Consider the following 20,357-nt stretch of genomic DNA (forward strand, 5'->3'; position numbering starts at 1 on the left):
TCTCTATGAATAGCGCTTCCGCCAAGACCGCCGCCGACGCATCGCTCGTGGGCAGCCTCCTTGACCGATGGGAAGAGGCTCAAGAAGACGGTCGCAATCTGACGCCGGAAGACCTGTGTCGAGATTGCCCCACGCTGTTACCGGAGCTGAAGCGACAGATTGACGTACTGGGCGCGATGGATCGACGGCTAACGCAGCCCGTCAACGAGAACGAGCTGCTCGACGGGTCGCGTTCCCTGCAACTGCAGTCGTCGTTCGAGCAGATTCGGCTCCACGCCAAGGGCGGCCTGGGAGTCGTCTTCTCCGCCGAGGATTCGCGGCTGCACCGGCGGGTCGCGCTGAAGTTCATTCGCCAGCGATTGCTCGACGATCCGCCGAGTCGCCAGCAGTTTGCCCTGGAGGCTGAGATCACCGGCCGCCTTGATCACCCGGGCGTCGTGCCTGTACACGGACTTGGCGAAACCGTTGATGGTCAGTCGTTCTACGTCATGCGATTCGTTCAGGGCGAATCGATGGACCAAGCGCTTGCACAGCTGCACGTCGACGCGGAAGCCCCGCTCGACGAACATTCGTCCGCTCTACGTCGGTTGCTGGGGAATCTCGTGTCGGTTTGCAAGACAATCGCCTATGCCCACAATCGGGGCATTCTCCATCGTGACATTAAGCCGGCCAACGTCATGCTCGGACGTTACGGCGAAACCCTGGTCGTCGATTGGGGACTGGCGATTCCTGTAGGCCGAGATCAGCGATTCAAGCTCGAGGAAGAGCAAACGCTCATGGTGAGCGGTTCGTCGCGGGTTCACTCCTCCAGCAGCCAGGTTGGCACGCCCGCCTACATGAGTCCTGAGCAGGCGTCGGGCAGCGAATCGCTCCAACCAGCGAGCGATATTTACTCGCTGGGGGCGACGCTCTACAAGTTGCTCACCGGGCGCGTCGCCTTTGATGCGCCGACGATGCCCGAGATGCGGCAGCAAATCATCCGCGGGACGTTTCCCCGCCCCACGCAGGTGCGCCGCGGCGTCCCCAAGGCGCTGGAAGCCGTCTGCCTCAAGGCGATGGCCCTCGACCCGACGGCCCGTTATGCGACGGCTCTGGAGTTGGGGGAGGACGTCGAACGCTATCTCAATGACGAGCCGGTGAGCGCACTGCCTGAATCGCCGCAGGCGCGTCTGGCGCGCTGGACGCGGCGGCATCGCGGGGTCGCCCAAACCGGAGGCGCGCTTTGCGTCGTCCTGACGCTGGCGGGCTTGGGCATCGCAAGCTGGATGGCGAGCGTAGCGCAACGCGAGAGCGCCGCCAGGGCTGAGGCGGTCTCCGCGCGCATGCGGGCTGAACAATCGCTGCGCGACGTCTCCGCAGCTGAGGCTCGGAGCATTGCCCGCGCCCTGGAGTCTCAGATGGACCAGCGGCTTTTGGTCGCCGAAGAAGCCGCCGCCGATCGCGAGTTAGCGTCCGCCCTAAAGGCGGCAATCCAGCAGCCGGCAAACCGCGAACTTTGGAAACCAGTCAACGCGTACCTAGAGCGGCAGCGGGCCCACTGGGCGAAACGGGCCGGTTTTGAGGCCATCAACTGGTTCGTCAATCTTAATGACGGCCAAGGCACGCAGATTGCTCGCGCCCCCGAACTCGACCCCGCGACAGGCCAACCTTATCACTCTCTCGGACAACCTTTCCAAACCCGGCAGTATTTTCGGGGCGGTTCGCCCGACCCTCCTCGCGACGTTGATCGCATCAAACCTATCAGCGGGTCGTTCATCGCGGCGCCCCATCGCAGCACAAACAACGCAATCCCCAAGGCGACGTTTACTGCGCCTATACGCCATCCCGACGACCCAGAGGCCGAGATCTTGGGCGTCTTGGGACTAGCCGTTGAAGTGTATGACCTGACGAATCTCGATCGCTACTTGGCGGCGGAGCCCGATGATCGCTCCCGGCTCGATCAGATGCTAACGGTCGTCTATGCCAAGCCGGACTATTTCGATGAGCAAAAGCTCACCTCGGGCGGTCTCGTGATGCAGCATGTCGCCTTCAGGCCGGAGGCCGCCGGAGGAGCCGGCCTTCCCTTCCGCCCGCTCTACGTCGACCAGCGCGTCCGCCAGGCCCTGCTTGAAACGGGCGACCGCACAACGATCATCGAAGACTATCGCGATCCGCTGGCGGCCATCGACCGGCGATTTGCAGGAAGCTGGTCCGCCGCGGCTGTCCCCATCGAGCTGCCCCAGTTCGAGGGACGCGACCTCTCGGTCGCCGATCCCGGCTGGTTCATTGTCGTTCAGCGCCGCTCGTCTCCGTAGCGTGAGCGGCGAATTGAGGTCCCGGCGACGCCATCCATGAATCCTCGGTTCAGCTCATCGAAGGTTGCAACGGCTTCGCCGGGCGTGACGAGCTCTCAATCGGTTGATGAGATCAAGTTTCTCCCCGCGACCGATTATCGTCCTTTGCCGGCGCTGCTCTGCGGGGTGCTCGTTCTGGTCGTGCTGGGATTGATCATTCGCATACAGATGGTCATTCTACTCGGCGGCGCGGCGGCGGCGCTTGCGGGAATTGGCGCGGTCTACGTCGTCAAGAGCCGTCGCGCGACCGCACGCGGGGCACAGGCTAGAGCAGCGGCGGCCGCGCGCTTTGGCATGGACTTCGTCCGCAAGGAAGACGAGGAACGGCTGCCCTGGCTCCGCACGACCTGGGTGATGAGCGAGTGCGATCGAATCCGTATCTGGAATTTGATGCGGGGCGGCTTCGATGGCGTTCCGATTGCAATTGCCGACGTCGTGGGGCACGGACGTGACGAGTCGGACCGGGATTTTGCAGGAACCGCTGTAATGATGCCGGCGCTTGGCGACGGGCCCGACTTCATCATGCGGCCCGTCGATTGGGGCACCGGCGTGCGAAGGCGCTTTTCGCGGCGGCAAGTCGTCCTCGACGACACTCCGCAGGGCGCCGAGTTTTCGCGGCAGTATGAGTTGTGGGTCAACGACGCGGACTCGCTGCCGTTTGTACCTTCAGACGAGGGGACCGCGTTCTTGGCAACCCGTCCGGGCTGGCTCGTCGAGCGTAACGACGGACAGCTCCTGATTGCCAAACTCCCCCCGCGCCCACCCCTCGTCCCGCCGGGCGCGAAATCGTTTCGCCTCAGCGGCGGCGATTACCGGCCGGATTCGCCGTTTGTAACCGACGAGAGTCTGCCGGCGCTGATCAAGCACGCTGTCGCCATTCGTGCTCTCATGCGTTAGGACAGTAGTCGATCAGGCGGCACGGGCGTGACGGTCCAGGAGTTCTTGCCTCGTCGGTACGAACCCCTGACCGGCCAGGACGTCGTACTGACTGACCAACCAGTCAACTGTGAGGCCGTCGCAACCCGGCAGAGCCGTCGGCGTCGCCGCCGCGAGGGCGCGGAGGAGCAGGGCGTGCATCTGGTCGTTGCACGTGTGACGAGTTGGGGCAGCAAGGGCGACCATGGCTTTCTCCTTCAAGGCTCTTAGGTTTTGACAAACGCGTACGCGGGATTTCGAGGTTCGTCGCGTCTACCTTCCTGAGCGAGCATCGCGTCGCCTAGCGGACAGCTCAAACGCGACTTGATCTAAGACGAACCGCCTTCGTGCGACGCCCTCTCGTCGACGTCACGCGGCCGAGGGCTTCTCACCGTAGCGCAGGAACCAGCAGTCGTCGCCCGAGGAAATATGGCTTCGAGAGACGTTCGACTGCCCAGGACGCCAAAGCGATGCTTGTGAGTTAATCGTTCGTGTCAGTCGTGCGTCAGCAGAACTCATTAGGCGCTTTTGTGGGCATCTCGGCGGATAAGTGTAAGCAAATGAAACGCTCGACGCCCAACTCGGAGTTGTTGCACCACGTTTCCGTCTGTCTGCTGGTCGCCACGGCATCCGCTTGGGAACGCGGGCGGCTAAGAATTTTTTCCAATTTCCTGACCCACCTGACGTCTGGAATTCGCATAGGAAGGTAGGCGGACGGCAATCAAGCCAGCCGAGTTTCCTGAAAGGACCTGAGCATGTTCCGTAAACTCGCCCTTATCCTGATCGTTGTCGCCGTCCTCGGCGCCGTCGGAGCGGTCGTTCCCGGCCTCACCGCCGGCACTGCTATGGCATGCAACGATCCGAGCTGCGGCTAAGGTTTTTTCCAATTTCCTGTCCTACCTGGCGCCTGGCGTCCGCATAGGTAGCTAGGCGGACAGAGGAACCAAAACCCTAGCTTTCCGAAAGGAACTAACTATGTTTCGCAAAATCATCGTGAACCTTGCCGTGTTCGCAGTCCTGTCTGTTCCGGGCCTCACCGCCGGCAACTCCCTGGCCTGCGACGTCAGCGACCCAGGTTGCTCTCCGACAATTGAAGTCCCAGGCTTCTGCGACAATCCGAGTTGCATTTAACGGCAGAACAGACGTTCTGTAGGGAGCCGAAGGTTAGCGTGCCTGTGGCGACTGGTTACAACTGCGTCGTCGTCTTGGTAGCTCGCGGGCAACTGTTCCACTGGAAAACTTGTCACACGTTAGTTGTCCAGTTTGTCGTGTCTCTGGTGGTTCAGTAACTTCTGCATCAAACGACTTGAACTGAATGTCATCGCCTAGTGGCCGATCTGCTGATGGCTCTGCTGGTTCCATCTCGTAAACATGAGTCTTACCGGTAACTGCAAAGCCTAATCTTTTGCCGAGCATGGCGGTCATATGGTCACCGCCGCTAGAACATTGCGAGCAGAATTATCACGTGAAAAGATTGTCAGTCACTTCTGGACCTTTTAGAGGCAACGAATGACGCAATGACGGCCCGCAGGTTATCTCAGATGCAAACCGAGACGCCCACCGTGGCGGCTCGCTTGGCCAGCGACGAGTCATCTGAAAGCACCGTCTTGCCTCCCCATCGCGTCGCCATCGACCGCCCAAAGCGTTCCGTTTTGGGCGAACGGTGTGACCGTGGGCGCCAATGAATGACGTCCTCACTTTATGTTGGGTGGCTGGGAACGCCACTGGGGCTTGCGACACTGCAAACTACAAACCATACCGGCAAGTAATCGGCATACAGAAATGATTGACCATTTTGCATATGGACGGTGGCGGAGACGCCGGCACAATAATCGCGGGCAGCGGAGGTGAATGCAGCTTACGAAGAGTCTTTCAGCTGCTACGCACCTTTAAACGGACGAACAGATCAGCGCGATCGAGATAAACGGCTATTCACCGGAATCCAATGGTTGTCACGTGATCCACAGCGCCGGAAGTGGTTGCGGATGGTCCATCATGGCAATCCCGGCTAATTCCCTCCACTAGATGAGTTAGTCGGTTTTACCGAATCGATGGCAATGCACTGCCCTCTCCAGGGGGTTCGTGAAGAATGAGCCTACTGAACTCTAGCCTCCGGCTGCTTCTGACGCTCTCGCTGGCTTCCATGGGAACCGCTGTTCCTTGGCTACCCATCGGTCACGCCGAAGATGCTCTTCCAATTGATCGAGGCGATGGCCGATCGCGTCAGACGCTCGTTGCATTGTTTGACAGGTTGCCTTCAGCTCTTAGCGACGGACCCGCCGGCGTCAACGTCGACGGCGATCGCATGCTCCAGATTATTGCTGCTGAGGGAATTCCTCTGGAGATATCAACGGACGAACGGGCAGGTGTGCGCCATTTTCTCGAGGGCGCGACTCTTCAAGAATTGAGCGTCCGCCGGCGTAATCGCCAATGGCGTGCGCTTAAAGTGCTTGCCGTACAGATGACAGATCCTGGGGATGCCGATGTCGCCGTCAGCGTCGAATGCGGTACAGGAGATCTAACGGAGCGTCTGGTCTTTCTGGTGACGAGGGACGGGCAGGACCAGTGGCGCATCGCAGACTGGCGTCCCGCTAATTCGGCCGTCGGCGTGGTAGTGCAGAAAGGCGTCCTCCTGTCCGCCGTGCAGGGGCATTTCGCGCCGCTGGATGATTTCTCTCGATTGCAAGACGCGCATGCTGCGGTGGCGCTGGGCAATGATGCTGAAGCAGCGCAGTTGCTCCGTTCACCGCTTGCAGCTGATGCACCGCCGTCTATTAGGGCCGCCCGGTGGCTGTTAATGGCAGACGTGTTTTCTCGACGCGACAAGTTTGATCTCGCGGAGAACTGCTTGGCAGAGGTTGTCAAGTTGCGAGCTGATCTGCCAATCGCCTGGAGGATGAAGGCGACGATTGCGCTTAACGCCGGGGCGTTTGCGGAGGCGGAGCAATTTGCCCGTCAAGCATTGGAATTGAGCGGGGACGAACCTGAAGCAATGTGCGTTCTCGGCGCGGCGCTGCGCTCTCAAGGAGAGACCGACGAAGCAGTAGCAGTCCTTCGGCGGGCGCTGGAAGCAGAGCCATCTCACTTGATGGCGCTGCTGGAGCTTGCCCACACGCTTCCGAAGACGCGTGTCGATGAACTGAAGCCGTTTTTCGAGAAATTGCCAGACCGAAATCAAGCCTTGCCAGAGTTAGCACGTGCTTTAATCGCAGCGGGCGACGGCGACGCCGTCGCGACCTTGGTAGCGGCTGTAGACCATTCTGAGCAAGGTGATCCCCGGCTGCAGTTCTTGCTTGGTGAAGCCAAGTTCAACGGAAAAGATTACGCGGCGGCCGCGCAGTGTTATGCAAGGGCGGTAGCGGGCGGACTGGAAGAAGATGATGAATTGTTGCTTCGCCGTTACGCTGCGGCGATGGTTCGGAGCGGCCAAGCGACAGCGGCGCTGTCGCTACTAAGAGGACGCACCTCGCCGGACGACGGATTAATGTTACTCGTTGATGAGCTTTTGGATCAGCGTGATGCGCAAGCATTAGACCAATTACTAGCGTCTGCAAACCTTTGCACGCCGGCAATGATCGATGTTGTTCGGGGAGAGTCGGCGCTTCGAAGCGAAGACTGGAGTGGCGCCGCCTCTCACTTCAAGCATGCGATCGAAAAGTTCGGTAAGGACGATCATCGCATCGAAGCGGCGCAAAAGAGTCTTGTATTCGCCCTCAGTCGCCAAGCCACGCCGAAAGCCGCCTACGACAAGTCACCTGATAAGGAGGCCGCGTTCGACCAACTTGCGACCTCGCTATCCGTCGCCAAAGACGAACATGCGCTCGCGCAGTTGGTCTCCGCACACAAGGAAGCGTACCCTGATAGCCCCAATCTGCCTTATTGGAATTGCGAATTGCTGTGGTTGGCGAAGGATTACCGCTCCTGCAGCCAGTTGTTGCTTAAGCATCGCGATTTGATTCTGGAAGACCCCGCCAAGGAACTGCGGTACGAAGATCGCCTCATCCGCAGCCTAACTCGCATTGGCGAGTTCACTAAGGCGATGCAGTATGCGGGGGCGTCCAGCGATCGCGATGGCGACCCTTGGTTCGAAATGGTTGTACAAGCCGCGAGCGGCAATGTCAGCGAAACAGAACGTCTGATCGACGAGGTTCTACGCCTAGGCTATTTGCCGGCGGACGTGTACTCCGACATTGATGTTGCCACGGCGATTAATCTACCGGAGTTCGCCGAACTAAAAGCCCGTTTGCCGAATCCCAGCGACGCAGAAGTCATTCAGGCGTCAAGCAAGCAATAGCGAGTTGGCTGCCTACGCAGGAGGTCAGAATGCGATCAGCTATTTACCTTTGGATGACCGCGGCGGCCGTGATGGCCTCAAGCGTCGCCTTCGCAGACAAGCCGACGATCACCGTGGTGATTCCGGGTTGGTCGCCCGGCGATGGGCGTGAAATTTGGCCGCCTGAACTCAAAGAAGTTGGTCGCAAGGCGGGGGAGACTGTTGCCAACGGGGGAAGTGCTAACAAGACGATCTACTACGAATGGCCTTCGCACGGCGACAATAAACGCGCGGTGGACGACCTCACTCGCAAGATCAAGGAAGAAGCCGCCGCCCTTGGTCAGGAAGTGGACGTGAACGTCATTGGGCATAGTCGCGGCGGCATCGTTGCGACGAAGGTTCTGGAGAATATCGGAGAAGATAAGCAATTTGGGTATGTTCAAGGAGTGTTGCTCGATCCGACGGCGGCCGATATCGCTGGAGATCAATTCCCAAGCAGCAAACCGAAGGGCGTCGATCGTCTGGTCAATTATTACGACGATTCGCCCGGCATCAAAGTTGGAGGCTCGCTTCCTAGCGATTACGACTGGTGGCGGAACACCGAGAGCGATCGCGAGATTGAGGGCGCTGAGAACTATCAAGTAGAGCCCGGCGGATCTGATACCCATGTCTCCATCGTCGGATGGTATGACCAAAACAAAGCTTCAGACGACACCGAAGGATTCTACGGCTACAAGGAGGGATCACCGTACGTACCCAAGTCAGGAGGAAGCAATCAGGAGCAAGTTGCCGAGACCTCCAAAACCGACCAGGAGCGGGTGAGCGGTCCTATCGAGCGTGGCTTGAACGACGTCTTTGAGGAAGGCAACAAGGCCTTCGGGGATGTGGGGCGAGAGTCGCAAACGCTCTTCGAAGGGAACGTCGGTTCGTACTCGGACGCAGGATGGGAAATGAAAGCGGAAGCCGGCTGGGTCCACGGCCGCGATATGCTGGTCGGGGGAGTCACTCAGGGCGGCAAAAACATCTCCAACGGGCTCGACCATTCATTGGATGCGGTCGGTCGCGGTATGGCTCAGACTGGCGATATCGCCGACAGATTTATCAGGAATCCTGCCGGAACCGTAGAAAGAGGCTTGGCACATAGCGGAAAAGAAGTTGAACGGCTGACGGAGCACTATGCTGGCGGGGCAGCTGATCTAACCAAGCACGAACTGGGCATGGCGGCGGCAGGGGCTGAGCACATCGGTCGAATGGCGGACAAGTACGGGTCAAAGGCTGCAGCCAGCATTCAGGACGAGGGACGCATGGGCGCTGAACGGCTGATGAATATGGCGGACAGCAAGGAAGAGCGGGCAATTGCGCGGCCCCTAGCGGATACCGTCCGCGAAGGCTCCAAGGTCTTGGGAGACGCTACAAGAGAAGCCGGCCACTTAACCAACGACGTGATGCGAGAGAGTGCTGGAGCGACGCGGATTCTAGCGGACGAGGGCGCCAAGCTCGCCGAATCGGCGGCGAATACCGCTGCCACGGCGACTAAGGACGTGGCAACTGAGGCTGGAATTGCGATTGGCAATTCGGGCCGCGAGGCGAAACAAGCCGCAGACGTTGCAGGGAGTCGCGCCCGAGTGATTGCAGGCGATGCAGCAAGAGAAGGCAAGGCAGCGGCAAGCGACGTGGCGCGTGAGGTGGAGAACTTGCCTAAGAACATTGCGACCGCTGTGACCAAGCCCGATAAGGCGGCCGTCAAAGCACGCGAGAACGCCACGCGGGTCATGGCCCAAGCTCAGGATCGCGTCGGAAGCGGTCTGTCGACTGCACGCAACAATGCCTTGAACGATGCGGCCGCAGCTGAGCGGAATGTCGGGAAAAAAGCAACGCGAGCTCGCGACAAAGTCTACGCTCAAGCCGGCGAAACGGCGGAGCGCGCGGCAACCGCAGTGACGCGAACTCGCGAGCGCGTGTACTCGCAAGCTGCGGCGTTGGAGCAGAATGCTGGCCGCACGCTGACCGCAGGTCGCGACCGAGCGAGCGCGCATTTGTCCGACGCCGAGGCGAATGTAGGGGGGACGCTCTCGCGAACGCGAGATCGCGTGCTTGCTGCCGGAGAAAAGGCTGGTGAAGACATTCGCGACTACGGTTCGGACGGAGAACGAGCCGCTCGAGCAGGCTTGGCTAACGTAGAGAAAGACGTGCGAGCGAAATCGCGACAGACCGAACGAGTTATTGCCAATACGGCCACTCAATCAAGAGACCGCGTCGTCACCGCAGGGCGCGAGATTGATCGTCGCGTCAGCCAAGCGTGGACCGAAACCCAAGATCAAGTCGGGCAAAAATGGAACGACGGACGCCAGGAGGCAGGTCGGCAATGGAACAATGCCCGTACGCAACTTGGAGGGGCGTGGTCGAATGGCCAAAATCAACTGGGCAGGGCCGGGGATTGGGTGCGTCCTCCCAGCAACTCGAACCCGTTGGCGGACATTTCACGCGCTCTGAACAATTCGCTGCAGCAAGTCCAAGCGCAACAGCAGATGCAACGCGCGCAGCAAGAAGCGCTGCGCGCTCGTCAGCAGGCGGCGCAACAAGCTGCCGCGGCGCGGCGAGCGGCGCAAGAGCACGCGCGCCAGCTAGCAGTCGCACGTGAACGCGCCGCGCAACAGGCGGAACAAGCGCGCCGTTGGGCCGAGGATCAAGCGCGAAGACGAGCTCAAGAAGCGGCCGACGCTGCTCAGCGATTCGGCGGAGACGCGTCGCGGGAAATAAAGAATGCCGGGGGGTATGTAGAGGATCGCTTCAATGCGGGCGCGGGCGCCGTCGGGAAGGCGCTCGGCTTCTAATCATCACCGAGCGACGAATTATTGGAAGGCCGGACCATGAAATCGCTGAACATTATCACGTTATGCATTCTTGGATCGTTGTTCGCAGCCGCGTCGACAGCGACCAGCGTACATGCAGATCGACTCGACGAAGAACTCCTCAATCAAATGCCAAAGCTCATCCAAGCATGCACTGAGCGTGGCTACAAGAACGTCGCCACCCTCACGTTCCTCTACCAGCGCGGGGCTGCGCCATCCACGTTTCGCGGCGTCGCCATTTGCAATAACATGCCAGAGCGACTGGAGAATGCGCTGGCCCTCAAGCTTAAGTCCAGCGAGCCAGAGCTGACGATCCTGCCAGGCGCCACGGCAGCCGCCTCGAAAGAGATCTCTGGAGCAAGCTACCGCACTGAACGCGACCGTCAGCGACTAATGGACTTGCAGCTTATGCCTGCATGGGGCGAGGCGATTAAGACCAAGCCGGATGCATACCTGATTGGCAAAGTCAAAGCCAGCGACGATCTTCGCGAGATCACCGTCTCACTCGGTGCATTTGATCAGGACTCGATGTCCGATCTACTAGAATTTCAAGTGAAGACCGACCGCTACATACTTGCCGACATTGGCCAGGGCTTCTCTCTGAGTAAAGGGCGGCTTCGGGGCGTCAGCGATGACGCGATATTTGATGCGGTCGAAGAAGACGAAACTTCAGACCCGAGCGATGAAGGCGACGTCGACGAAAAGACGTCCGACGAGTTTCCCGTTGAATTGGCGGTATTCTACGACGACGAACCGCAGGAAATGAGCACTGATGACGAAGCGACCGGCGAAAGTAATAAGGAGCTGCCCGAACCCGATGCGGGACAGAATCTCACCTTTGGCCTCACGAATACTACTGACAAGCCGCTTGCCGCGGTGCTTCTAGTCAACGGGGTCAGCACTCTGTACGAGGAAGAGGGAGAAGCGAAAGAGCTGAGTAAATGGGTGTTGGAGCCCGGTAAGGAATACCGCGTGAAGGGGTATCATCAGAAGGGTAATGAAAAGTACTTTGAAATCACCACGTTGACGGAAGATGAGTCGGTGGAGAAGTACGAAGACCTTGGCGGAAAGGATTTTGCGGGGCTCATCCACTTGTACGTATTCAGGACGGTCGATCCGGCTGTCGCTGAGGTGCCGAAATACACCCGAAGCATCGGCCGACTCACGAAATCCCAATTGCGCGGCAGCGACTTTTCAACCCTCCGCGATTTGCAGCAGGCCATTGCGAAGAAGTCGGAGCTCTTTCCGCCCGGTACTCGACCACTAGCCGGTTGGGGTAGAGAGAAAAATGAAAGTTTAAAGGAAAAGGAACTTGGCGACCTGACGCTCACCGACACGATGATTGTTCGCTATTCTAAAACGCAGCCGTAATTCACGTCTCCATTTTTCGGCCGAGGTGAATGACTATGAAGTCGCTGACGCATCTTCTCGTATTCTCAGTGGCGATGTTTTCCAGTGCAGGCGCCATCGAGCCGGTTTTGGCTCAGCAAGACGGGCCGGGCAAGCGGGCGCAGCGTTATGCCCTGTTGGTAGGCGTGAATGATTACTCGCCGCCCCTGGGAAAGCTGGAGTATTGCCTCCATGACATGCAAGAGCTGAGCTCCCACTTCACTGCAGCAGGCTTCCCTAAGGAAAACGTCGCCCTAATGTACGACCAGGCGTCGGAACCGGCGCTGCGGCCATCCAAAGTGAATCTTGGTAAGCAACTCGAACTAAGATTGCAGCTTGCTAACGAAGAGGACATCGTGGTGGTTGCATTCAGCGGTCATGGAATTCATATCGATGGACAGAGCTATTTGTGCCCGGCGGACGCGAGGTTGGACGATCCCGCAAGTCTGATTTCCATCGACGACGTCTATACGCAAATGGAGAAGTGTCGCGCGGCTCAGAAAGTGTTGATAATCGACGCCTGCCGCAATGAACCGATCGTGCGAGGCTTTAAAGCCGGTAAACTTGCCGACGATCTTTCAATCGACGTACAGTCGCCGCCTAAGGGAGTGATTGTCCTATCAAGCTGCGAACCGAAGCAGTTTTCCGCGGAGGACGAAAAACTAAAGCACGGAGTCTTCATGTACTACGTGCTGGAAGGACTTAAAGGGCAAGCCGACTCCGACCAAGATGTCGGTGGTAATCAGAATGGTCGCGTCTCACTCGACGAGCTGTACTTTTACGCCCACGAGAAGACGAAGCTGCACGTGGCAACTTCACATGGGATTCTTCAGCGACCAGTGATGAAGGGAGAAATGGTAGGGCGTTTTGATCTGGCCATGGTCCCTGACTCCGGGAAGCTCAAGGCGCTGGCCCAAGATAAGTTACAAACGTCATCTGTGAAACCGGCGGGAGACGCGTCTGCGATTCGCGGTGCGATGCATCCATTGCTGACTCAAGGCGACGCGTATCTTCGTCAAGCTGACTTTGAGAACGCCATCAACGCGTATACCGCCGCACTGGCTGACGTCGCCGCTTCTTCGGAAGTCCACAATGAAGCAAGAAAGAATCGAGGAGCTGCGTACTTGGCGAGAGGCGGCAAAGCAGATATCGACAATGCACTAATCGATCAACTAGCCGCAGGATTGCCAGGGATTCGCATGACTGTTAAAGCGGCTTCTGCAGACTTGAAAGTGCAGCAGGAGCATCGTGGGCGCGTCAAGAAAAATCAAACAGTCCTAGTAAGTAAAATATCAGGTGATTGGCTGTGGGTGGAGTCTGTAGACGGCAGTGATAAGGTGCAAGGCTACCTTCAAAAGTCGGCATTTGTCGAATCGCCGGTTGTCGCCGAATCCAAACCCGCCGTCGTGAGCCAGCCATCCGTCTCGGGTTATTCAAATTCTGCCAACTCTGACTACCGTTCCAATAGCGGGTACCGGACTCCGAACGGCGGGAACAGGAATGCGAACAACGGCTATCACAATCAGGATTCCGGCTGGAACGGCACGAATAGGGGCAACGGTCGTCCGCCGAGTATTTGGGAGACCCCTGAATGGGAGAGCTTGGAAGACATTCGTCGAGGCCGAGCTAATGGAACGCTAAGGTAGGTTCGAACGGCGGTCGTTGATCGGCGAGACTTTAATTGCGTGCGCGCACAGGCGGCCAGGCCCGGAACCGCGAACTCGAAAAGATCTGCTGGATGGAGGGGCGGCTCACCTCCGCGCTGAACGCTTCACGAATTAATGGTTGCAACAGCGTCGGCGCTGGTCCAGCGGTTGGCCAGCCGTCGGTGTAAAGTACGTGACTGTGCAATTTAACGACGAGTGTTGGGACCAGCTTGCGCGTGGGGCTTCTGCGGCCGGGGATATAGGCTTTGCGACGGTCGCCCCGGCGATCTGCGATACTGCGTGGCATGAACTCAAACGATTCCTGCATTGACTTCGTCACGCAGGCAATAGCCGCGCTTGTCGGTCTAGCCTTATTCTGCTGGGGAATCGAGCAAAGGGCGGACCCGCTCCTAGTCAGCGGCGCCGCCCTAGTCGGCGTGGCGCTAATTGCCAAGGCGGTCAGCGGACTGTCGAACCGCGAGCCCCGGGCCTGACTCGCGCGTCGTTATCATGACGAGGATTTTGGGGCCCACCGCCAATGGCAAATTCCGGCCGAGAGGGGATTGGCCGGGCTTTGCGCGAGGCGGTGCGGCGGTTAGGGCTTGAAACATGACAAACGAGACCAAGTGCTTGCGAGCCGCTGCCGTGGCGTTGCTGACGTTCTCGGTTTGGCTCCTAACGGTGGGCATTTACCAATGGTTCACGACCGGTAACTTCGTACCGCTTGGCCCGGGTGCTCTACTCTTCAGCTCCACAGCTTACATGACCACCGCTGCCTGGAAACGCAAATAGCCGCGCCCGATCAAAAAAAGCGTTCAACTGCCGCGCCGCATCTAAGATTGTCCCCTGCTAAACTCAAGGGTTGCATGGAGTCCCGATAACAGTCGCCTCGCCACCGTCGGCTCTGACAAGCTGGCGAAGATTTGGGACGCGGCCACAGGCGCTCATTTGCTGACGCTCGGCGGCAATGGCGTCTCGGTCCGAGACGCGGCATGGAGTCCCGACGGCGAGCGCCTGCTCACGTCCGGCGAATCGGGCCACTACATTTGGTCCGCGCCTGGCGCCGCTCGCCATGACAACCAGTGATGTGCAGTCGCTCTGGCGATGCCTCGCCCCTGGTCCAATACCCCACGCGTCTCTGCAAGTTGCACACGGACAAGCGGTTCATTTTCCTTCCCGCTCGCTGATCCCTTTTGCGCTCCGTTGTCGCACTGATTGGTGACGCCACGCGTGCCAGGTACCGTCGGCTGCGGTACTGGTGGCTGGCCAGCCATTAGGAGCGTGCATTGCTTGCGCCAGTGCTGCTGGAGCACCTATTGCGTTGGGCGTTCGGGGGGCGGTTGTTACACGTTGAACTGCCCCCCGAATAACCGTCGATACGTCTCGGATCAGCGCGTGTTCAGGTTCGGAAGCCAGTACCCAGTGGAAGCTCACCCGGCGGGGCTTCCACCGAGATTGATCGGAGCGGCCGGCCAACTAAGGCTCGCCGAATCACCTTCTAGGGAGAGCTAACGGATGATGAAAAAACGCTGCCAGACGATCACGATCGCAGGCCTCATTCTTTGTCTTGCCACTGAGGTGTGGGGGGCTGACGTCACGTCGACACTGGTCGGCTCCGGCAACTGGACCGACTCGGCCGTCTGGAACACGCCGCAGTTTCCCCAGAACGGCAATGGCGGGCTGACGTACGACGCCGTCGTCAACGCGAACAGCGTGACGATCCCCGCCGCGACGAACATCGTCATCGAAAGCCTGACGCTCGGCGGCGGCCGGATTGGCGGCGAGGGATCGCTGACGCTCAACGGGGCATCAACGTGGACCGGCGGGACGCTTGCCGGTCCAACCGCCGGAACCGGTCAATTCACACGGGCGGGGTCGGGTCCGATCACGGCCGGCGGCGGCCAGAAGTTTTTCGACGGCGCGGTGACGAACGCGGGAACGCTGCTGTGGCAGCAAGGTCCCATCTACGCCGGCGACGGCACAACGACATCGACCGGTCACACGTTCACGAATACGGGCCTTGTCGACTTGCAGGGGGACGGAACCAGCTTCGCGCAGAACTACGCCGGCTCCGTCGCTAACGCCGCCGGGGGTACGCTCCGCCGCAGCGTCGGGACCGGCCTCGCGACGATCACCTTGCCCGTAGAGAACCAAGGGACATTCGACGTCGATACGGGGATCTTGGCACTCTCGGGGGGCGGCAGTTCCTCGGGCGTGTTCGACGTCGCCTCCGGAGCGATCCTTGATCTGTCCGGCAATTTCACGCTCAATGACGGAGCCAGTGCGATCGGGGCAGGCGCCGTGCGATTCGCGAGCGGCACGCTTGCCGTCAATGGGACGGCGACGATTAACAACCTCGACCTCTTCGGCGGCGTCGTCTCCGGTGGAGTTAACCTTTCGGGGAATGTCGCTTGGACGGGCGGCACGTTCCGCGGCGTAATGCTCGGCGGCGGCTCGGTGGTGACGGCCGGCGGCGGCGGCCAGAAGTTTTTCGACGGCGCGGTGACGAACGCGGGAACGCTGCTGTGGCAGCAAGGTCCCATCTACGCCGGCGACGGCACAACGACATCGACCGGTCACACGTTTACGAATACGGGCCTTGTCGACCTGCAGGGGGACGGCACCAGCTTCGCGCCGAACTTCGCCGGCTCCGTCGTCAATGCCGCCGGGGGGACGCTCCGCCGCAGCGTCGGGACCGGCGCCGCGACGATCACGCTGACCGTCGACAACCAAGGGATCATTGACGTCGATACGGGGATCCTGGCACTCTCGGGAGGCGGCAGTTCCTCGGGCGTGTTCGACGTCGCCGCCGGGGCCGTGCTTGATCTCGGCACGTTCACTTTGAACAACGGAGCATCGAGTACAGGCGCTGGCATCGTTCGGATTGCTAGTGGAACGGTGAACGTCGTGGGCACGACTCATTTGACCAATCTTCAGTGGGAGGGAGGCATAATCACCGGCGGCGGAGCGCTCGCTGGCGCCACCTTCGTTTCTGGCGGCGGCCAGAAGTTCTTCGATGGTTCGGTGACAAACGCAGGGACGCTGGTTTGGCAACAAGGTCCCATCTACGCCGGCAGCAATTCGCCGACGGGCAACGTCTTCACGAATACGGGCCTTGTCGACCTGCAGGGGGACGGAACCAGCTTCGCGCAGAACTACGCCGGCTCCGTCGTCAACGCCGCCGGGGGGACGCTGCGTCGCAGCGTCGGGACCGGCCTCGCGACGATCACCTTGCCCGTAGACAACCAAGGGACAATCGACGTCGATACGTGGATCTTGGCACTCTCGGGGGGCGGCAGTTCCTCGGGCGTGTTCGACGTCGCCTCCGGAGCGATCCTTGATCTGTCCGGCAATTTCACGCTCAATAACGGAGCCAGTGCGATCGGGGCAGGCGCCGTGCGATTCGCGAGCGGCACGCTCAACATCAACGGCGTCGCGCAGCTGGCGAACCTGGAATTTTCTGGCGGGGTGATGTCCGGCGGCGTCAATTTGTCAGGCCAGGTCGCTTGGACGGGCGGCACGTTCCGCGGCGTAACGCTCGGCGGCGGCGCGGTGGTGACGGCCGGCGGCGGCCAGAAGTTTTTCGACGGCGCGGTGACGAACGCGGGAACGCTGCTGTGGCAGCAAGGTCCCATCTACGCCGGCGACGGCACAACGACATCGACCGGTCACACGTTCACGAATACGGGCCTTGTCGACTTGCAGGGGGACGGAACCAGCTTCGCGCAGAACTACGCCGGCTCCGTCGCTAACGCCGCCGGGGGTACGCTCCGCCGCAGCGTCGGGACCGGCCTCGCGACGATCACCTTGCCCATCGACAACCAAGGGATCATTGACGTCGATACGGGGATCCTGGCGCTCTCGGGAGGCGGCAGTTCCTCGGGCGTGTTCGACGTCGCCAACGGGGCGGTGCTCGACCTGTCGGGCAATTTCACGCTCAATGACGGAGCCAGTGCGATCGGGGCAGGCGCCGTGCGATTCGCGAGCGGCATGCTTGCCGTCAATGGGACGGCGACGATCAACAATCTCGAGCTCACCGGCGGCGTCGTCTCCGGTGGACTTAACCTCTCGGGGAATGTCACCTGGACAGGCGGCACGTTCCGCGGCGTGACGCTCGGCGGCGGCGCGGTGGTGACGGCCGGCGGCGGCCAGAAGTTTTTCGACGGCGCGGTGACGAACGCGGGAACGCTGCTGTGGCAGCAAGGTCCCATCTACGCCGGCGACGGCACAACGACATCGACCGGTCACACGTTCACGAATACGGGCCTTGTCGACTTGCAGGGGGACGGAACCAGCTTCGCGCAGAACTACGCCGGCTCCGTCGCTAACGCCGCCGGGGGTACGCTCCGCCGCAGCGTCGGGACCGGCCTCGCGACGATCACCTTGCCCGTAGAGAACCAAGGGACAATCGAGGCCCGCTCCGGGACGCTGTCGCTCTCCGGAGGACTCGTGAACATCGATGTGCCGACGGCGACGCTGGCCGGCGCCGCCTATCGGGCCATCGATTCGGGAGGCGGAGCGACCTTCTCCGTTCCCGGCGTGCCGGGCATCACGACGATTGCCGCGGGAACGACGGTGGAACTCTCCGGCGCCGGCGCCGCGATGCAGTTCGGCGCGACGCCGCTGCAGGCCTCGCTCGCCACCAACATCGGCACGCTGCAAATCCGGAACGGCCACGCGTTCACCATGACGCAGGCTCTCAACAATACCGGCGCCGTGGAGTTGGGCGGCGTGGGGCTCAACGACGGATCGCTCACGTCGGGCGGCGCCATCGTCAACGCGGCCGGGGCAACGATCTCGGGCCACGGCACGATCAACAACACGGTCCTCAACAGCGGGACCGTCCTCGCTGCCGGGGGCGCCCTGGCCGTTGTCGGTCCGATTGACGGTCAGGCGGGCGGCGCGGTCGCGATTGACGCTGCGGCGACGCTCGATTTAAGCGCTGCCGGCGGTCCCTCCGACGCCGACAACTTGAACCACAACGGCACGGGGCTCCACCTGGGCGGGAACAACTTCCTGGTCAACGTCGACTACGATAACGCCAACTTCGGCGTCGGCAACGCGTTCAATCCGCGGGCCAATGTGACCGGGGCGGGCCAGATCCTGGCCGGGGGCGGCGTCACGCAAACCCTCGGCGGCAGCGTGACGAACGGCGGCACGGCCACGGCGACGATGGCCTTCGGTAACGTCCACGTCGGGACCGCGCCGACGCTCAATTACGTGATCAATAACATAGGCGTCAGCGGGCCAAGCCTACGCGGCGCCGTTCAGACGACCGTCGGCGGCGCCAATCTTACCGATCCACGAATCGTCGGAGCCGGCGTAACGAGCAACTTTGGCCCCATCGCTGCGGGCGCCAACAGCGGCAGTCGTGCGGTGACATTCAACGCGACGAGCGCCGGTCCGCTGACCGCGCAGCAAATGCGAATCGTCAATAACTTTGACAACGTCGGGGAGCAGATGTTGCAGATCACCGGCGCCGCTTATCGTTTGGCGGCGCCAGTTCATTCGCCGGAGCCGGTGATTCTGGGTAATCGACATGTGGGCGACGCCGCGCCGTCGCAGAGCGTGTCGGTGCAAAACAATGTGCCGGCCGACGGGTTCTCGGAAAGTCTCAACGGCTCCATCGGCAGCGCGACCGGCGGCGTCATCGCCAATGGCGGATCGTTCTCGGCTCTGGCGCCCGGCGCCACGAACAACACAAGTTTTGCCGTCAGCTACAGTACGGCGACAGCGGGGAATAAGTCGGGCACGGCTGCGTTGACGCTCGTTTCCAATGGCAACGGTTCGAGCGGATTGGGCCTGACGCCGCTTACGTCACAGACCGTCACCGTGACAGGCGCCGTGTATCGCTTGGCGAGCGCCGGCGCTCACACGTCGACGCCTGTGGACTTTGGCATCGTCCACGTGGGCGACGTGGTGACCCAATCGCTCACGATTGCCAACACGGCGATCAACGACGGGTTTTCGGAGCGGCTGAATGGCTCGATCGGCAACCCCTCGAGCGGGATCACCACCAATGGCGGATCGTTTAGCGGCTTGGCTCCGGGGAGCGATAGCGCCGCGAGTCTCACCGTGGGCGTCGATACGGCGACTGCGGGCGCGCGGTCCGGCACAGCGACAGTGACGCTCGAGTCGACCGGCGAGGGCACCAGCGGACTGGCCAACACCGCGCTTGCAAGCCAAACCGTGAATATCACTGCGACGGTGAACAACTTTGCCGTCGCGAATTTCGTGAAGACAGGCGGCGGCGGAACGTTGACGCCGACGGGTGCGAACCAGTACACGCTCAACCTGGGCAGCACAGTGCAGGGACGTGGCGGCCTGTCGACTCAACTGGGCGTGCTGAACAATGTGCCCGCGCCTGCCGATTCCCTAGCCGGCTCGTATTCGCTGGCCGCGTCCGGCTATTCGCTGTCCGGCTTTTCATCGTTTAGCGAACTAGCTGCAGGGATGACTCAGAGTGGCATGTCGATCACGCTCCCGTCGACGACGGTCGGTTTGATTGGAGGCCAGATTCAGCTGTTTCCGCAGAGCACCAATCCTCGACCGTTCAGCTTGAACCTGCCGACGGTCACCATCAACCTGGTCGGCACGGTGTTCTACCAAGCGGACTTCGACGAAGACGGCGACGTGGACGGAGCGGATCTAACACGTTGGAAGGCCGGCTATGGAATAGGAAGCAGCGCCACTCACCTTCAAGGCGACGCCGATGCCAATGGTGCGGTCGACGGCGCGGATCTCCTTGTCTGGCAGCGCCAGTTTGGGAGCCACCTCGCCGCTCCCGCCGCGACGATGATTCCCGAGCCATCCTGTGGGCTGCTCATGGGGATCGCGCTGATATTGACCGGTCGAGCTCGGTGTTTGAAGCACCGACATCGTTGCGCAACTTCCCGTTAGCTTGATCGCAGTCTTGGCGGGGTTGGTCATTGCGACCTGCGCTGGAAAC

General features: G+C 60.7%; 11 protein-coding genes. 10 read left to right on the top strand and 1 reads right to left on the bottom strand.

Features of this window, described 5'->3' with window-relative positions; genetic code table 11:
* Positions 1–5: 5 nt before the first annotated feature.
* Positions 6–2,294, top strand: a complete 2,289-nt coding sequence (locus I41_RS12500; protein ID WP_145433010.1) for a serine/threonine protein kinase — start codon at positions 6–8, stop codon at positions 2,292–2,294.
* Positions 2,295–2,378: 84 nt separating this feature from the next.
* Positions 2,379–3,230, top strand: coding sequence for a hypothetical protein (locus I41_RS12505; protein ID WP_145433011.1), 852 nt, complete (start codon positions 2,379–2,381; stop codon positions 3,228–3,230).
* Positions 3,231–3,242: 12 nt separating this feature from the next.
* On the opposite strand, the gene I41_RS12510 is transcribed toward I41_RS12505, so the two are convergent.
* Complete coding sequence (locus I41_RS12510) at positions 3,243–3,455, bottom strand: hypothetical protein (protein WP_145433012.1); 213 nt, start codon at positions 3,453–3,455, stop codon at positions 3,243–3,245.
* 768 nt (positions 3,456–4,223) lie between these two features.
* On the opposite strand from I41_RS12510, the gene I41_RS27245 reads away from it, so the two are divergent.
* From I41_RS27245 to I41_RS12545, 8 genes are all read left to right on the top strand, one after another.
* Positions 4,224–4,379: a hypothetical protein gene (locus I41_RS27245; protein ID WP_168206863.1), complete on the top strand. Its 156-nt coding sequence runs from the start codon at positions 4,224–4,226 to the stop codon at positions 4,377–4,379.
* 958 nt (positions 4,380–5,337) lie between these two features.
* Complete coding sequence (locus tag I41_RS12515; protein ID WP_145433013.1) at positions 5,338–7,542, top strand: tetratricopeptide repeat protein; 2,205 nt, start codon at positions 5,338–5,340, stop codon at positions 7,540–7,542.
* A 29-nt stretch (positions 7,543–7,571) separates the two neighbouring features.
* Positions 7,572–10,355 (top strand): alpha/beta fold hydrolase, encoded by a 2,784-nt coding sequence (locus tag I41_RS12520; RefSeq protein WP_145433014.1) that lies wholly within the window; start codon positions 7,572–7,574, stop codon positions 10,353–10,355.
* Between the two features lie 36 nt (positions 10,356–10,391).
* Positions 10,392–11,744, top strand: a complete 1,353-nt coding sequence (locus I41_RS12525) for a hypothetical protein (RefSeq protein ID WP_145433015.1) — start codon at positions 10,392–10,394, stop codon at positions 11,742–11,744.
* Positions 11,745–11,779: 35 nt separating this feature from the next.
* Positions 11,780–13,408, top strand: coding sequence for a caspase family protein (locus I41_RS12530; RefSeq protein WP_168206865.1), 1,629 nt, complete (start codon positions 11,780–11,782; stop codon positions 13,406–13,408).
* 609 nt (positions 13,409–14,017) lie between these two features.
* A complete protein-coding gene (locus I41_RS12535) occupies positions 14,018–14,200 on the top strand; it encodes a hypothetical protein (protein WP_145433017.1) in 183 nt (60 codons plus the stop codon).
* 54 nt (positions 14,201–14,254) lie between these two features.
* The gene (locus tag I41_RS28590; RefSeq protein ID WP_145436337.1) at positions 14,255–14,494 is read left to right on the top strand and encodes a WD40 repeat domain-containing protein; all 240 of its coding nucleotides are present in this window, start codon (positions 14,255–14,257) and stop codon (positions 14,492–14,494) included.
* Positions 14,495–14,923: 429 nt separating this feature from the next.
* Positions 14,924–20,308 carry a beta strand repeat-containing protein gene (locus tag I41_RS12545; protein ID WP_145433018.1) on the top strand — a complete coding sequence of 1,795 codons (5,385 nt, stop codon included), beginning with the start codon at positions 14,924–14,926 and terminating at the stop codon, positions 20,306–20,308.
* Positions 20,309–20,357 lie beyond the last annotated feature (49 nt).

The sequence above is a fragment of the Lacipirellula limnantheis genome, assembly GCF_007746075.1.
GTDB lineage: Bacteria > Planctomycetota > Planctomycetia > Pirellulales > Lacipirellulaceae > Lacipirellula > Lacipirellula limnantheis.

Coding starts and splice junctions, on each gene's coding strand:
- I41_RS12525 (WP_145433015.1), top strand. CDS start 10,392: ATGAAATCGCTGAACATTATCACGTTATGCATTCTTGGATCGTTGTTC.
- I41_RS12530 (WP_168206865.1), top strand. CDS start 11,780: ATGAAGTCGCTGACGCATCTTCTCGTATTCTCAGTGGCGATGTTTTCC.
- I41_RS12500 (WP_145433010.1), top strand. CDS start 6: ATGAATAGCGCTTCCGCCAAGACCGCCGCCGACGCATCGCTCGTGGGC.
- I41_RS12535 (WP_145433017.1), top strand. CDS start 14,018: ATGACAAACGAGACCAAGTGCTTGCGAGCCGCTGCCGTGGCGTTGCTG.
- I41_RS12515 (WP_145433013.1), top strand. CDS start 5,338: ATGAGCCTACTGAACTCTAGCCTCCGGCTGCTTCTGACGCTCTCGCTG.
- I41_RS12545 (WP_145433018.1), top strand. CDS start 14,924: ATGATGAAAAAACGCTGCCAGACGATCACGATCGCAGGCCTCATTCTT.
- I41_RS12520 (WP_145433014.1), top strand. CDS start 7,572: ATGCGATCAGCTATTTACCTTTGGATGACCGCGGCGGCCGTGATGGCC.
- I41_RS27245 (WP_168206863.1), top strand. CDS start 4,224: ATGTTTCGCAAAATCATCGTGAACCTTGCCGTGTTCGCAGTCCTGTCT.
- I41_RS12510 (WP_145433012.1), bottom strand. CDS start 3,455: ATGGTCGCCCTTGCTGCCCCAACTCGTCACACGTGCAACGACCAGATG.